A 16,893-nucleotide genomic window follows, 5' to 3' on the forward strand; every position below is an offset into this window, starting at 1 on the left:
ATAAAAAGAGTTATCAGGAAATTAATCTGCCTGTTCGTATTCAGCTATCATCACGTTCTCCGGATCTAAGTCTGGAACGTGTCAACGCTTTCAGGACGGGTCAATAGACACAAAAAAGCCCTCAGCTTGCGCTGAGGGCTTTCACCGGTGTTTGGTGGAGCTGGCGGGAGTTGAACCCGCGTCCGAAATTCCTACATCCTCGGCACTACATGCTTAGTCAGTCTTTACATTCGCCTGGCACCTGCGGACAGACACGCCACTACCAGACTAGCCTGATTAGTTTTAACGCTTCAACCCCAGGCAGGGCCTCCACGCGATCTCTTTTGGGTTTGACCTCTCTTTGATCCCCGTCTTAAGAGCGGAAGCTAGGGAGAGAGGGCTCCGAGCAGGTTATTAAGCTGCTAAAGCGTAGTTTTCGTCGTTTGCGACTATTTTTTTGCGGCTTTTTACGAGGCCAACCGCCCCTCGGCATGCACCTTGGGTTTCGCGAATCCCGTCGAATCCAGAATCAGCCCCAATGTGTTAGAGCAAGTATAACAGACTTGTGACACGCGTGACCAGCCCCCGCAACCCCTAATCCTCAAGGATTTAGCGCTCGCGCAGCGCTTCTTTTGCGCGATTAAACGGTTTGATTAAATAGTCGGCGATGGTTTTTTCACCTGTTTTTATATCCACTGTGGCAATCATGCCTGGTACGATGGAGAAATGGCGTCCCAGTTTGTTCTGTAAGAAGTCCTGATGCGTGCGGATAAACACGCGGTAATAGAAGATTTCCGGTTTCACTTTGTCCTGAATGGTGTCCGGAGAGATGGTTTCGACTACGCCTTCCAGACCGCCGTAAATGGCGTAGTCATAGGCGGTAATCTTCACCAGCGCCCGCTGGCCGGGATGGATGAACGCAATATCACGCGGCGACAGGCGGGTTTCTATTAGTAGATGATCGTCCAGCGGCACAATCTCCATCATCTCGCCGTTGGGCGGGATAACGCCGCCGATGGTGGTGACCTGGATGTTTTTCACAATACCGCGCATCGGCGCGCGTACGGTCAGGCGGGTGACGGAATCCTCGCGTCCTTTTAAAATCGCCGCCAGCATATCCACTTCGGCGTTGGCTTTTGACAGCGCTTCCCGCGCCTGCACGAAATATTGTGAGCGCAGGTCGGTGATTTTTAATCCCAGATCGCTTTTTTGTCGTTGCAGGCGCAGCACTTCTACGTGGCTGGCGGCACCGCTTTTCTCCAGCCGTTGGGTGATGGCCAGTTCTTTATTTACTGAGACCAGTGCATCCTGAAGTTCTGCCATTGAATCCGCAAGCTGCGCGCGGCGGCTTTTATACAGGCGAGTTTCGGAGGCGATGAGATCCGGCCAGGCGCGCAGTGAATCGGGAAAGACCAGCGGCAGATCGTTAACTTCGGCATTAAGCCTTGCGCTGGAAGCCAGTGAGGCGCGATAACGGGCTGCACTCTCCCCAACGTTGGACTCAGAACGGGTGGGGTCGAGGCGGGCGACTATTTGATTGGCCTGCACTTTATCTCCCTCGCGTACCGTAAGCTCGGCGAGAATGCCGCCATCCAGCGACTGCAAGACTTGCTCTCGCGAGCTGGGGATCACTTTTCCGCTGCCGGTTGAGACTTCATCCAGCTTGCCAAGATATGCCCAGATACCCAGAACGACAAACAGCAGGGTGCTGAGCAGAATAATGCGGCTGGCCCCGGAAAAACGGTGCTCGCGGCGGATATCGAGGTCGTCCATGGCGGCATCATGCGGATTGGTTTTCATTTTTCCACTCCCGACCGTGAGTTGGGGAGGGTGCCCGGCTCGCATTTAATGCCTGCGCTTTCGGGGCATCCATGACCAGTTGGCCTTCTTTTAATACCACCACGCGCTCGACCAGCTCCAGAACCGGTACGCGATGGGTGGCGACAATCAATGTGCGGTTGCCCAGCCACTGGTTCAGGCGCTGAATAAACTCCCGCTCGGTATGTTCATCCAGCGAGGCGCTGGGTTCGTCGAGCAGCACGATATTGGGCGATCGCAGCAGCATTCTTGCCAGCAGGATCGACTGCCGTTGTCCACCGGACAAACCGTTGCCGCCCTCCATAATGGGGTGCGCCAGCCCTTTGGCGAGCTGTTTAACGAAAGCTGCCGCGCCGCTGACCTCCAGCGCTTCGAAGATCTGCGCGTCGCTGGCATGCGGTGCGCCGAGGGTCAGGTTCTCGCGCAGGGTGCCGAAAAACAGCCGCGCGTTCTGGCTAAGAAAACCGATGTTGCGGCGTAAATCAGCCATATCGATCTGCGCCAGACTCAGGTTGTCGAGCCGGACATCGCCCTGGATAATCTCCACACCACCCGCCATGGCCTGCAGCAGGGTTGATTTCCCTGCACCGTTACGCCCGAGGATTGCCACGCGCTCGCCGGGCATGACCTCCAGGCGCGAGATGCGCAGCGGAACGCGCTGATCGTCGCTGTGGTAGCGAAAGTGTGCGTTCTCAAACAGATAATGACCGTGAAAAATCTCCTGATGCACCCGGTCTTCGTCGTACTGCGTTTCGGTGGGAAGCTGCATGATGCTATCCAACCCCATCTTCGCCGCCTTAACCTGTTGCCAGCGGGCTAGCACGCCGCACAGATTAGCCATTGGGGCAATCATTCTGGAACCGAGCATCGAAGCGGCCACCACGGCCCCGGTGGTCATCGTGCCTTCAATGACCATCGGCGCGCCGAACATAATGATGGCGGCGTAGACCAGGCTTTGTACCGACATGCCCCAGCCAATCAGCCCCTGAGTCAGCCTGCGCGTGCGCAGCCCGGACTCTCCGGTAATGCGGATGTAGCTGTTCCACTGCTGTAAAAAGCGGTTTTCCGCCTGCATCAGCTTGATGTCTTCCAGCCCCTGAACGCTCTCGACCAGCACCGCGTTGCGCAGGGTGGATTCATGGGCAGCCTGGTTGGCGAGCACCGCCAGCTTCTTCTGTAACAGCAAACCGGGCAGGATCATCAGCAGGGCCGCGACGGGCGCTATCCATGCCAGCGGCGGGGCGATAAAAGCCAGCACTACGATAAACAAAAAGAAAAACGGCAGATCGACAATGGTCGACATGGTCGAGGAGGTGATCATCTCGCGAACCTGTTCCAGCTCGCGCAGTTGAGAAATGAAGCTCCCCGTCGAGCGGGGGACGGCGCTGTTGCGCAGGCGCAATGCATGGCTGAACACGCGATCGGAAATGCGCATATCGGCGCGTTTGCCGAGCAGGTCCATTATGTGGGTACGCGCTTCGCGCAGCAAAAAGCCAAACAGCACCGCCACCAGAACGCCAGTGGAGAGAACATACAGCGTTGGATAAGACTGGGCGGGGATCACCCGGTCATAAACCTGCATGGAAAAGATAATCCCGGCGAGCGACAGAACGTTAATCAGAAAGGCGGCAATCATGACCGGCAGATAAGGACTAATGTCTTTTAACACCAGTTCGCGCATCCAGTCGGGCTTGAAGCGCGAAATATAGCGGTCTACCCGACTGTCCTTCAGCGCCGACAGCGGGCGCAGCGCGGTAATGCTCACGATCTCCGGCAGAAGTTCTGCAATCGTTAACCGGTTACGCTGGCCCTCTTCGGCGATGATAAATACATCCAGTGCATCTTCGCCGTTGAAATGTTCTATCACCATTAGCTGGCCGTCGCGCAGTTCCGCCACCACCGGCAGACGCCACTGACCGAACGCCTGCGTGGCGGTATCCAGCGCATGAAATGACAGTCCCGCCTGACGCGCCAGTTGCGACAGGGCCGTTGCCCGGCTTTTTCCCGCAAACCACGGGGCGTTGGCCTGGATTGCGCCGGGAGAACAGGCCACGCGATAATGGTTGGCAATATGCGTCATCGCCTGCGCCCACTGGCTAAGAGCGTGTTCGCTAATCGCATCTTCTGCATGTGAATCGAGGTCGCTCATAGCTTGATCTCCACCGATTGAATGCTGCGATTATTTAAGGCGAACGCCTGGCGAAGCGAGCCAGTGTTATAGAGGCAGTTCAGCTGGAGCTGGCGCAGCTGGTTTTGAGTCTGGAGTTCGGCAAAACGGGCCTGATACACCTCTTGCTCGGCGTTAAGCACGTCGAGCAGCGGGCGCGAACCGAGGTCCAGATACTGCTGTTGATAAAGCTCGCGCGTTTGTTCACTCAGTCGCTGCTGGCGGCGCAGAATCTGCAGGGCGGTGGCGAGGCTCATTGCCTGGCTGCGGGACTCCAGTAATTTTTGTCGTACTTCGAGTCGGGTGCGCTGGATGGAATATTGTGCAGACTCAACCGCATGGCTGGCGGCGTTGCGCCTGGCGGTGAGTCCGCCCCCCTGATACAGCGGCATCTCAACTTTTACCCACGTGGAGTACTGGGTTTTGTCGAGCACCTCATGGCTGGGGTATTTGTCGTTGAGATAATGCTGAACCGACGGTTCCAAAGAGATGGTGGGCGTCATCTGCGCGTTGGCGTAATCGAGATTTGCCTGTGCCACATTCGCTTGTGCCCAGGCCGCCAGTACCGCGGGAACCAGTTTATCTTCCGGTTTGACCACATCGCAGCTGCTGTCCAGTTTGGCCGGGAATTCGTTGCTGATGCCGTTAAGTGAGTTCCAGCCGAGGTAACTCATCAATGTGGCCTTACTGCTGTCGAGATTGGCCTGATACTGCGCCAGCTGAGAACGCGCAGACTCGATACGCGCATCGGTTTGCACCACGTCGGACAGCGAGGTTGCCCCTTCATCATTGCGTTGTCGGGTCAGTCGACCAATGTCGTTTAAGGCGGTGAGCTGTTCTTCGGCGGCATCCACCATTTGTTGCCACGTCTGCACCTGGACTATCGCGTTGGCGGTTGCGTGGGCGATGGTATCAATACTGAGTAACACATTCGCCTGCTGTTGTGCGGCTCCGGCTGTCTCGGCGCGGACCTGGCTTGCCACTTTGCCGAAGTCGTACAGCATTTGTGACACCGAAATAACCAGCGCCGGGCTAAAGCCGTGGTCGGTATAGGTATTGCTGTAACCGTTATTCATTCCGGCAGAAACCTGCGGGTAATATTTCGATTTCGCCACGTCGATCTGTTCGTTTTGCGAAAGCAGTTTGCCGATCGATTCACGAATAGAAGGATGCCAGCTCACGGCACGACTTACCGCGTCGTTGAGCATCAGGTTGCCGGGGGCGGCAGCGCTCAGCGGCAGATCGGCAACCGCGCCGTCCAGCGAGGGAAGCATCTGGCTGGTGGCCAGTCCTTCCGGCGTAATAATTTGCGGTTCATCTTCGGCATTCACCCGCAGGGTACAGAGCGTTAATGCCAGAAGTAATGCAACAGGCGCGACATTTCTCATAGTTTATCCCTTACAAAATACGGCAGCGACGACTGTTATTGCCCCGGACGTCATGGCATCCGGGGCTGTAGTTATGGCGCTTTAACGCATTGCGTTAACGTCAGGGCACGATGTGATTTTGTTGCACCAGCTCATCGAGCGTGGTGTGTACGTTCTCCAGCGTTATGAGATTGGTTGAGTGATAAGTGTTGCCCGTACCGTCGCGGTCGATGGCAATCACCGTGTTGTTACCGCTGGTGGTTACGGTGAGGTAGTTGCCGAGCGTAGCGTTCTGCCCGTTCCAGCCCACCAGCAGGTCGCCGATATCGATTTTGTCACCCTGGGCCAGTGAGAAGTTGGTCCAGGTGTCGGTAGCACCATTGCTAATGTTGCCGCCGGTAGCGTCGTTGGCGTTGAGCAGGTGATAAATCAGCGTATCGCCGTAGGCGCTGCCAGTCAGGCGATCGGCATCGACGGTACTCACCACTTGCGGATTCATATTGATGGTCAGCGTAGCGGTATCGGTATGGCCATTCTGGTCGTTAAGGGTGTAGGTAAATGTCTCTTTGGTGACGATGGTGGAGAGCGAGACATCGCTGTTGAGGGCATAGGTGTAATGACCATCAATGCCAATGGTCAGTTTGCCGTACAACCCGTTAATGATGGCGCTGGTCGTGCTACTCAGCGGATCAAGCGTGACGGTACTGCCGCCCGTGCCGTTCACCGTCAGCAAGGTATGCACGCTGGCAATATGGTCTCCGTCATAAATATTGCCGGTGACGCTGTTCGCTGTGGAAGTCTCGAAGTTTTGCAGGTCGATTATCGTACCTTTCACGCTGGGGGTGATGGTGATATTCCCCAGCCCCAGCCCCCCGACGCTTCCGGTATAGTCGAGGCGATAGTTGCCGGGGTGCAGTACGATCCCGCTCAAGGCTATATCGATATTGCCACCAACCAGCAATCCGCCATTGAAAGAGTTACCGGCAATCTTGATGTTGTTGCTGTCATACAGCGCCCAGGTGACGGTCAGCCCGCCCAGCGTCAGACCTGACGCGACGTTAAAATGCAGTATGGCGTTTTGCACTGCCGTTCCCGTAGCGATTTCAATGACGCCAGTACCACTTTTTGAGGTGGGTGAAAGGAGTTGGGCACTCCAGCTGGCGTTCCCGACGCTGTCGTCGGTAAACGACCGGGAAGTATCCGCCTGGGTGGTGACCGCCATCGTGCTGCTGACGTCATTTACTGCATCCAGCGCCTGTGGGGTCGGTTTGATATTCAGCGATGCACTGCCGGTATCGCCGTTTGGCGCTTTGACCTTATACACGAAACTGTCCGGCGTATTGATACCGTCTGCGCCCAGTCCGCTTCTCAGCGTGTAGGTGTAGTTCCCTTTCGCATCAATAGTCAGCGTGCCGTACTGCCCGTTAATGGTGGTTGTACCCGTTCCGTTTACGGTGACACCGTTAACTTCGGTGATAACGGTATTGGCCGGAGCCGAGTCGTTGACCAGCAGGTTTCCATTGGTTGTCGCACTCAGGCTGTCGACGGCGTAGGTGTGATCGGCCTGGATATTCAGGGTATAGCTGGTCAGCAGCGTCAGACCACCGGAGGCGTTAAGCAGGAACAGATAGTCACCGCCAGGCAGGGTGATGGTGTAATCCGTTGAGCTACCTCCTAGCAGCGCTGTGACCCAGTTGGGCTTCACGCGGAACTGCTCATACTGCTGAATGGACTCGTTGAAGCGATAAACATAGAGATCAAAACCGCCAACCGTGACGCCGAGAACGTTGGCCTTGACGGTCAGCGTGCGGGTTGCGCCATCATCCACATTAAATTTGATCGGATTGGTTAAACCGTTAACCAGACTGACATCCAGCACATTACCCAGTCCGACGTTGGCGAGGGTGAAGCCGGTTTGCTGTGATGTGCCATGATCAACCGCGATGACCTGCGTCCCGTAAGTCAGCGCAGCCACATCGTCTGCCGCGGTTACCGTACTGGTGGTGGGCGCCTGACCGAGCGTTACCACCAGTTTTGCTGAGGAGTGATCGCTGCCATGCGTCAGCGTGTAGGTGAAACTTTCGGAACGGCCATACACCGAGATTGACGTATTGGTCAGGGTATAGGTGTAACTACCGTTCTGATTGATATGCAGGATCCCGTATTTCCCCTGCACATCAATGCCGCCCGCCGGGATGTTCACGACGTTGCCGTTACCGTCGGTGATGGCGGTGACCAGCGTGCCGGAAGGGGCATTATCCTGCCCGTTGGCGGGATCGGTATCGGTGATGATATTGCCAGACTCGGTAGTACCGCCGGTGATAGTTCCTGCGCTGGCTTTTACCACTGAGACATCAAGGCTGGTGTATGCCCCGGTCGCCAGCAGGTTGGTGTTGTAGCTGACCACGCGGTAATCACCACCAGTCAGTCCGCTGTAATTGAGCGTTACGCCTGAGGCGCCCAGAGTGAGGAGGCTGGCAAAGTCTGGTTTTCCGGTATCCACCACCGTCACCCAGGCATTCAGCGCGGTGTCAAAGCGCTGGATGACGACTTCAAGTGTGTTTAACAGCGACAGCACTACGCCGGTCGCTGCGGCATTGATTGTAATGGATCCGCTGCCGCCAGAAGCGATGCTGAAATTCACGCTTGCCGTATCGTTCCCCAGCACGTTGGCGACATTTCCCAGCGCATTGACCAACAGGAAACCATAATCGCTTTGATGCTCGGTGCTGACGGTGACATCGGTTTGTAGCGGCAGGCTGGTGACATTGTCTTCAGCCAGTAGCGGCAATACTGGTGCGAGAGCGTTTGTCGGCGATGAGGTATTTCCCGCCGCATCGGTCGCCGTGGCGGACAGCGACTGCCCTTCAATCTGGCGAACCGGCAGGTTGACGCTGTAGACACCGCTGCTGTTGGCGATTGCCGTCACGCTGGTGCCGCCGGGCAGAGAAATGGTGACCGTGCTTCCCGCTTCGGCGACGCCGCTGACGGTACCGCCATCGGCGCTGATCAGGAGCGTTGGCGCGGTCGGTGGCGTGGTGTCCACAATCACGCTGAACGAACCGGACAACCCACTTGCGCCGTTGGCGTTGGTTGCCGTGGCGGTAAACGCATGGTTACCTTCGCTGAGTGCACCGGATGGGGTAAAGCTCCAGATCCCGTTACCGTCTGCGGTCGTGAAGCCCATTAGCACGCCGTTGTTGTACAGATTGATGACGGCGTTAGCCTGCGCCGTTCCGCTGAGCGTTGGCAGGGTGTCATTGGTGGTTTTACCGGGAGCGACGGGTCCCATGATAGTGCCGACGTCATCGAGCACGCTGGAAATAACAGGCGCAGGTGGTACGCCGGTAAACGGTGCCAGCACGTTACCCGCTGTACCGATGTTGCCTGCGGCATCCTGTGCGCTGACCAGCAGAGTTTGCCCACTGATTTGCGGTGGGTTCAGAGTGAAGGTGAAATTACCGGAGGCGTTGGCGGTTGCCGTGCCGAGCACCGTTCCGCCGCTGGAGGTAATAATGACCGTGCTGTTTGGTTCGGCAACGCCGGTGAGCGCGGTGCCGTTGGCGTTTACCGCCAGCCCGGTTGGGATACCCGGGGCAACGGTATCGACCACGATCGCTGCCGCAGACGATATGCCACTGGTATTACCCGCACTGTCCGTTGCAGTGATGGTAAACGAGTGGGTACCTTGTGCCAGCGGGGTAGTCGGGGTGTAGCTCCAGTTGCCGCTGCCATCCGCCGTTACGCTGGTGACAAAGCTGCCGTTATCATAAATATCAACTCGCGCGTTGGCTTCCGTGATGCCGTTTAACGTTGGGCGCGCGTCATTGGTCGGCTGATTGCTGCCAATCGGCCCGGTGTTTGGCCCGACATCGTCAGTAATGCTGCTGATTGAAGGCTGCGTCGGCGCCGTGGTGTCAACTACCACGCTGAAGCCTGCCGTCGCGCCGCTGGTGTTGCCCGCCGCATCAGTGGCGGTGACAGTGAAGGTGTGCGATCCATTCGCCAGCGGTGTGGTTGGGGTAAACGACCAACTGTTATTGCTTTGCACCAGCGCGGTACCCAACAGGGTGCTTCCGTCATAGATGCTGATGGTGCTGCCTGCCTCGGCGGTGCCGTTCAGCGTCGGGCGTGCATCGTTGGTCAGCTGTCCGTTGCTGAGCGCTGCATTGAACACGCCGCCTGCGATATCATCCACCACAGAGACCAGCAGCGGGACGGATGGTGCAATGGTGTCGACATTAATCGTAAACCCACCTGAGACAGGACTCACGTTCCCGGCGGCGTCGGTGGCGATGGCGGTAAACACATGCTGACCGTTGCCAAGTGTGGTGGTCAGATATTCCCAGGTGCCGTCTATCGTCGCAGTCACCGTTGCCAGCAGCGCGCCATTATCGTAGATGGCTACCCGGGCACCGGCTTCCGCTGAACCGCTGAGTACGGGACGGGTGTCGTTGGTAAAGGCTCCGTTCGATAGCGTTCCGGTTCCCGGCTGCACGTCATCAAACGCCTGGATAATCGTTGGCGCAAGCGGGGCGACGGTATCAACAACGATGTTAAATCCTGCAGACGTCGGGCTGATGTTTCCGGCCGCGTCGGTGGCTGTTACCGTCAGCGCGTGGTTACCATTGCCAAGTTGGGTTCCCGGTGTGAAGATCCAGGCGCCCGTACCATCCGCTGTGGTAAAGCCGATAAACGATCCGTTATCGTAAATTCTCACCGTGGAATTGGCTTCAGCCGTACCGCTAAGCGTCGGGAGTGGATCGTTCGTGGCCTGACCGTTGTTCAGATTACCGATCAGCGGGCCGACATCATCCGCAACCTGAGTAATCACTGGTGCTGTCGGTGCCATAGTATCGACGGTGTAGGTAAAGCCACCAGAAGGCAGACTGGTATTGCCTGCGCTATCTGTAGCCGTGACGGTCAGAGTATGCTGGCCGTTACCCAATGCCGCGGAGGGTGTAAAACTCCAGCTTCCGCCTGCGCCGACGATGGTGGTGCCAATGGCCTGACCATCGCTCAGGACGGTAATCGTCGCGCCAACTTCACCGGTACCGCTGAGCGCCGGGCGACTTTCGTTGCTGATTTGCCCGTTGGAGATAGGCCCGGTTGTCGGAGCGGTATTGTCCTGAACGGTCAGAATTACCGGTGCAGACGGGGCAATTGAATCCACCAGTACCGTGAACGAAGAGGAGGCTCCGCTGGTGTTGCCAGCCGCATCCGTCGCCGTCACGGTAAAGATATTTTCCCCCTGCGCCAGCGCGTTTGTCGGGGTGAAGCTCCAGTTACCGGAGATATCGGCATTTGCGGTGCCAATGATCGTACCATTACTGAGAATAGTGACAATGGCATTGGGTTCGGTAATGCCATTCAGCGTGGGTTGGGCATCATTGGTCAGTTGACCGTTGGTCAGCAGAGTGCTTCCCGGCTGATCGTCGATGACTGACACAATCGTTGGCACTACTGGTGGGAGTGTGTCGACCAACAGCGAGAATGGCGCTGTTGCCTGGCTGACGTTACCAGCGGCGTCCGTGACCGTGGCGGTCAACGCGTGATTGCCCTCGCCGAGCGCCGGAGAAGGCGTAAAGCTCCAGTTGCCGCTTCCGTCGCTGGTGGTTGTGCCAATCACCGTGCCGTTATCGCGGATGGTGACCACGCTATTCGCTTCGGTAGTACCTGCCAGGGTTGGCGTATTATCGTTGGTAGTCTGCCCGGAAATGAGCGTGGTTGTTCCACCTACATCGTCGGTTACTGACACAATAACTGGCGCACCAGGCAGGCCTGTGTCCACCGTTATTGGGTACGATGCGGATGGGGCCCCCTGATTGCCAGCCGCGTCAGTGGCGCGCACGGTAAACGTGTGAGGGCCGTCATTCAGGGCATTTTGCGGGGTAAAGTTCCAGTTTCCGCTGTTGTTAACGGTAGTGGTGCCGATGGACACGCCGCCGTCATAAACCGTAATGGTCGCCCCAATCTCGCCAGTACCACTCAGTGTTGGGCGCGTGTCGTTAGTGCTTTGTCCACTGCCGACATTGCCCGTCACCGGAGCCACATCATCAGTAACGGCGGTGATGCTTGGCGCGAGCGGCGCGGTGGTATCGATGGTAATGGCATAGTTTGGCGACTGGCCGCTGGTGTCGCCATTCACCGTTTGAGAGACAGCGTAGTTCCAGGTCGTGCCGTCCGCCAGCGCGCTGGGGATGGTGTAGCTCCAGGCTCCGGTGCTCGCATCAGCCGGGACGGTGATCAGCAGGATTCCGTTTTGGTAGATATGTACATCAGCTCCGGCTGTTGCCACGCCTTGTAAGGTTGGCTGCGTATCATTGGTGGTTTTTCCGTTTGCAATGATGCCAACAGTAGGGGCGAAGTCGTCAAAGATTTCAAGAGTGGGTGGAATAGGTTGCCCTGAGTTTGATGCCGTAAACGAAGTCTCAACGCTTTGATTACCCGCAGTATCCTGCGCGATAGCTGTTAGCAAAGCACCTGAGGTCTGTCCTGGAGAGAGCGTGACGGTAAATTGACCTGTCTCGGCATCAGCGATTGCGCTACCTAATACCGTAGAGCCCTTCGAGATAATCACAGTACTTCCAGGTTCTGCTGTTCCCTTAACGTTTGTTCCGTCAGGGTCAACAGTTGTGATCAATGGTGCATTTGGGGCATTAGTATCAAGGTTTAACGTTACTGGCGTTGCAGCGGAGATATTGTTTCCATTGCTGTCTTTTGCGATAAAAGTGAGATTATTCACGCCTTCACTTAGTGGCACGTTGATACTCCACGTGCCGTCAACACCGACCTGAACAGTTGCTATGGCGTCAGGAAGACCATTGTCATAGATGTATACAGTACTGCCTGCAATGCCGGTCCCGCTGATTGTTGGGAGGGTATCGTCCGTTACGCTACCGTTGCTTAGTGAGCCAGTAAAGACACCCTGATCGTCTTCGATGTTGCTAACGACCAACGGTGTCGAATTCACCGTAAACGAAATGCTGTTTGAGGTGCCGCTGGGGTTGCCTGCAGCATCGGTGGCGACTGCCGTCAGCGTGTAGGTGCCGTTGGGCAGCGCCGTCGTCGGTGTGATGTTCCACAAACCATTCACTACGGTCGTGGTGCCGATAACCGTCGTGCCGTTATACAGCGTAATGATCGAGCCGCTTTCTCCTGTTCCTCGCACGGTCGGCGTACTGTCATCGGTTGTGCCGTTCTCTGCAATATCTCCCTGAATAGTGCCTGCGTTGTCATCTGCCGCCTCGATCGTAGGCGTTGCGGGAGGCGTAATATCAATGTTCAGGGTGACGGCAGTCGACGGCTGGCTGACGTTGCCTGCCGGATCGGTTGCGGTGATGGTGACCTGATAACTGTCCGGGTTAATATCCGTGGTCGGCGTAAAGCTCCATGTGCCGTCTGCACCAACCTTGGTGGTGCCCAGTGGTGTGGTATTGCCGTCGAGATACACCGAAATAACATCCCCCGACGTACCGGTGCCGCTAAAGGTTGGCGTGGTGTCATTGGTATTGCCATTCGTGACCACGCCCGTTACCGGAGCCACATCGTCGGTAATGACAGGCGCGCCAGGCTGCACGGGGGGCGTATTGTCAACCGTCAGGGTAAAGCTCGCCGACGGGATCCCCGTATTGCCTGCTGCGTCAGTCGCTGTGGCGGTGAATTTATGCGGTCCTTCAGGCAGCGCATTCGGTGGCGTAAATGTCCATGTACCGTCAGGCTGGACGGTGGTGCGACCCAACGTTGTGCCGTTATCAGCAACGGTGATGGTTGCTCCCGGCTCGCCAGTACCAGAAAGAACAGGGGTGGTACTTTTCGTACTGCCGCCGTTTGCCAGGGGGAGGGTAGCGCCGCCTATCAGTCCCTCTCCGGCGACAATAATCGGAGCAGCAGGTGGCGTGGTATCGATGGTTAACGCAAAGCTTGCGGGTGTGCTGGCATTACCTGCGGCATCTGTCGCCACGGCGGTCAGCGTGTGCGGCCCTTCGCTTAGCGGTTGAGTCACCTGAATGCTCCAGTTACCGTCCGCCGGTACCAGCACGCTGCCAACAGGCGTCGTGCCGTCATACAGCGTGACGGTTGAACCGGCAACACCCGTGCCGTTAAGTTTTGGTAGCGTATCGTCCGTACTCTGGTTGGTAAGTAGATCGCTTTTAATGCTGCCGACATCATCCGTCATGCTGAGAATGACTGGCGTGGCAGGCGCTTGTGTATCAACCGTGATCGTCACAACCGTTGGCGAGGTGGTGACGTTACCTGCCATATCCGAAGCCAATACCGTGAAATTATGCACCCGGTCAGTGAGCGGAGCGCCATCGGGCACTGTATAGCTCCAGGTCCCGGAGCTGGTGACGAGGATAGTGTCCAGTAAAGTGCCATTGTCAAACAGGCTAACTAACGAACCTGGCTCACCGGTGCCTGAAATCGTCGGCGTGTTGTCGTTGGTGATGCCACCGTTGTTCGCAACGTCGCCGGTTATCGTACCGACGTTATCGTTCACCAGCGTGATTGCGGGAACTGTGGGCGCAATGGTATCGACAATGATTTTCCAGCTTGCCGCGCTGCTGGTGTTATTCGCGGCGTCTGTGGCGGTCACCGTGAAGATGTGAGCACCCTCGCTCAGCGCCGAGGCTGGCGTATAGTTCCAGTTACCGTTGATATCAGCGACAACGGTCGTCAGCAGGGTGCCGTTATCGTAAATTTTGACCTGAGAACCTGCTTCGGCGGTGCCTTCCAGTTTAGGTTTGCTGTCGTTAGTGACGTCGCCGTTATCGAGAGGGCCCTGGTACATGGGCTGGTCATCCGTCACGGCGGTGATGATGGGCGTTCCAGGGGCGGTAATATCCGGAGCCACCGCAGAAGTTGGCTGACTCTCGTTATTGCTGCTGTCCGTTGCGGTAACTTTTACTGTTTCGCCGTTCATTTTTGACGGCGTAATCGACACCGTGAAGTTGCCGCCGCTGTCTGCCTGGCCTGTGCCGATCTGATTACCATTGCTGTCTTTTACAGTGACGGTGCTTCCCGCTTCAGCATGTCCGCTTACAGAACCACCGTCCCCGGCGACGGTGACGCCGGTTGGCGCGTCAGGCGCCGTGGTATCCGGGGCGGTAATCGCGCTGTTGCCGCTGGTATTGCCAGCCGCATCCGTCGCGTTGGCGACAAGATGTTCTCCATTGGTCTGCGGCGGAACCAGCGTGGCGGTGAATTCTCCGTTCGAGCCGGCGGTTACTGTTCCAATTATCGCGCCACCAGGATCCAGAATATGTACTGTACTGTTGGGTTCCGCCATGCCGGTAACCTGATCGCCTGTAGGATTAATCACCAGATTAGCTGGCGGCAGCGGGGCCGTGATGTCTGGCGCGAGCGCGGTTTCCGGTAGGCTTGGGTTCCCGGCAGGATCGGTGGCGATAGCGGTAATGGTTTCACCATTGGTCTGAGGCGGGTTAATGGTGATGGTAAATGAGCCATCCGTTCCGGCGACGCCGCTGCCGATCTGAAGACCGTTATTATTATTGATGGTCACGGTACTTCCTGGTTCGGCTGTACCGGTGACGACAGAGCCGTCGGCAGATACGTTCAGATCGTCCGGCGCTGACGGTGGCTGAGTATCGATAGTGATATTGAATGCCGCTGACGTTCCTCCCGTGCCCAGGTGGTTGGTTGCTGTGGTGGTGAAGGAGTATGAGTCGTCCTGCAAGTTGGTGTTGGAGGTCCAGGTCCAGTTGCCGCTGGAATCGGCAAGCACGCTTACAACAAGCGCGCCGTTGTTATAAATGTTAACCGTGCTGTTGGCGTCTGCGGTACCCGAGATCGTAGGCGTTGGGTCGTTGGTGGCCTGATTATTGTTCAATGGCCCAGTTGAGGGGGTAACATCATCCACAATGCTGATGATAACAGGCACGCCCGGGTAGCCAGAGTTGGTGGCATTGAAGGACGTGTCTGGCCCGACGTTGCCTGCCTGGTCCTGAATCTTCGCGATCAGCGCTTCACCGTGCGTCTGTGAAGGTGAAATCGCGATGACGAAATTGCCGGTTTGATCAACGGTAGTTGACCCCAAAACCTGATTATTACTACCGATGATAATGACCTGGCTTCCTACCTCAGCACTACCGGTTACCTCGGTGCCTTGCAAGTTTACGGAGGAAATGACCGCGCCTTCAGGCGGGGTAGTATCGACGGTGAATGTCGGTACACTCGTTTCCGCGCTCACGTTACCCGCATCGTCAGTTTGCGTCAGCGTCAGATTATGAACACCGTCGCTAAGCGGCGTGTCAGGTGTAAACGTCCAGTTACCATTGTCATCCACCTGAACCATGCCAATCAGAATGCCATTATCAGAAATGCTGATGTAAGAGCCCGCTTCACCAGTGCCTGTGAGTGTTGGCGTGGCATCGTCGGTTACACCGTTATTACCTATCAAGCCTTTAATGGAACCTGAATCGTCAGTTACTTCTGTGACCACAGGGGCGTCGGGGGCAAGCGTATCGACAATAATCTCCCAACTGTCCGACATGTCGCTGTTGCCCGTACCGTCTGATGCACTGACGGTAAACTTGTGGGTACCGTCTGCGAGTGGAGAGGATGGCGTAAACGACCAGTTGCCGTTGGCATCGATAGTGACCTGGCCTATTTCGACGCCGTTATCAAAAATATGCAATGTGGCATTTGCGGGGCCGGTGCCCTGAAGAGTGGGCGTATTGTCGTTGGTGGATTCCAGCTGATTAACAGGGCCAGTAATCAGCTCCTGGTTATCGATTACGCTGGTGATAATGGGTACGTCAGGCATGTTAGGGGTTGTTGTTGGCGGTGAACCACCATCCCCATTACCACCGTTGCCATTTCCGCCATTTCCGTTGCCGGCGTTATTATCACTCCCGCCGCCACCACCGCCGCCACCTCCACCACCCGCCGCGAGGCCAATTCCGCCTGCGACCGCGATCCCACCAAGAACCCACGGCCAGACGGCGCCGCCTTCATGGCTTCCCTCGGCAGTCATTAGCGGAGTGAGATCGTCCAGATGCTGGAAATGGAATGCCCCATCAGTATCCTGAACCCACCACAGCGCGCCATTACTGTCTTCCAGAACAAGCTGGTTTTGCGCATCACCTTTTCCGACATAGAAGTTCTTAATGGTGATGGTTTCACCTGAGCGGAGTGTGACAACCAGATCCTGATTCACGCGAGTCAGTTGACTTACCTCCTCACGTGACACCGACAGTTTCACGATAGAAGGCGAACTGAGCGTAACTTCAGAGGATTCAACATTTGTGGAAACGCCAGTTAATTTTGATACAACGGCGAGTAGACGCATATGTTCACTCCTGATGGCATGTCGGGAGTATTAATCCGCAACAGCGCGCTGGGAAAATGAGCAGACAGGGGCCCCGTTCACCATAAAGATGAATTTACACATGTAATTACATTGATTAGGTCATGCAGAGGTTCATTTACTTATCAAATACGTTCGGGCCCTGTTAGCTGAATAGTTCTTTCGTATTAGATGATATAGTCAGAAAGAATGTATTCTGCAACTTATCCATATTAAAAATATATTTAGCTAAT

At 56.4% G+C, this 16,893-nt stretch carries 4 protein-coding genes and 1 other RNA gene; all 5 read right to left on the reverse strand.

All coding sequences use genetic code 11. The annotated features are described in order from the left end of the window. Positions 1 to 152 precede the first annotated feature (152 nt). The 5 genes from ssrA to JQN59_RS05850 all read right to left on the reverse strand — a co-directional run bounded on the left by ssrA (position 153) and on the right by JQN59_RS05850 (position 16,642). Positions 153 to 516, reverse strand: a transfer-messenger RNA (tmRNA) gene (gene ssrA, locus JQN59_RS05830). 72 nt (positions 517 to 588) lie between these two features. Further along, positions 589 to 1,752: an HlyD family efflux transporter periplasmic adaptor subunit gene (locus JQN59_RS05835; protein WP_149608281.1), complete on the reverse strand. Its 1,164-nt coding sequence runs from the start codon at positions 1,750 to 1,752 to the stop codon at positions 589 to 591. 7 nt (positions 1,753 to 1,759) lie between these two features. Beyond that, complete coding sequence (locus JQN59_RS05840; protein ID WP_149608280.1) at positions 1,760 to 3,946, reverse strand: type I secretion system permease/ATPase; 2,187 nt, start codon at positions 3,944 to 3,946, stop codon at positions 1,760 to 1,762. Beyond that, on the reverse strand, positions 3,943 to 5,352 hold the full coding sequence (locus tag JQN59_RS05845) for a TolC family outer membrane protein (protein ID WP_008785529.1): 1,410 nt from the start codon (positions 5,350 to 5,352) through the stop codon (positions 3,943 to 3,945). The genes JQN59_RS05840 and JQN59_RS05845 overlap by 4 nt, the downstream gene beginning before the upstream one ends. 100 nt (positions 5,353 to 5,452) lie before the next feature. Further along, the gene (locus JQN59_RS05850; RefSeq protein WP_204528166.1) at positions 5,453 to 16,642 is read right to left on the reverse strand and encodes a BapA/Bap/LapF family large adhesin; all 11,190 of its coding nucleotides are present in this window, start codon (positions 16,640 to 16,642) and stop codon (positions 5,453 to 5,455) included. Positions 16,643 to 16,893: the final 251 nt, after the last annotated feature.

Origin of the sequence: Citrobacter sp. B72, assembly GCF_016894305.1 — a bacterium.
GTDB lineage: Bacteria > Pseudomonadota > Gammaproteobacteria > Enterobacterales > Enterobacteriaceae > Citrobacter > Citrobacter portucalensis.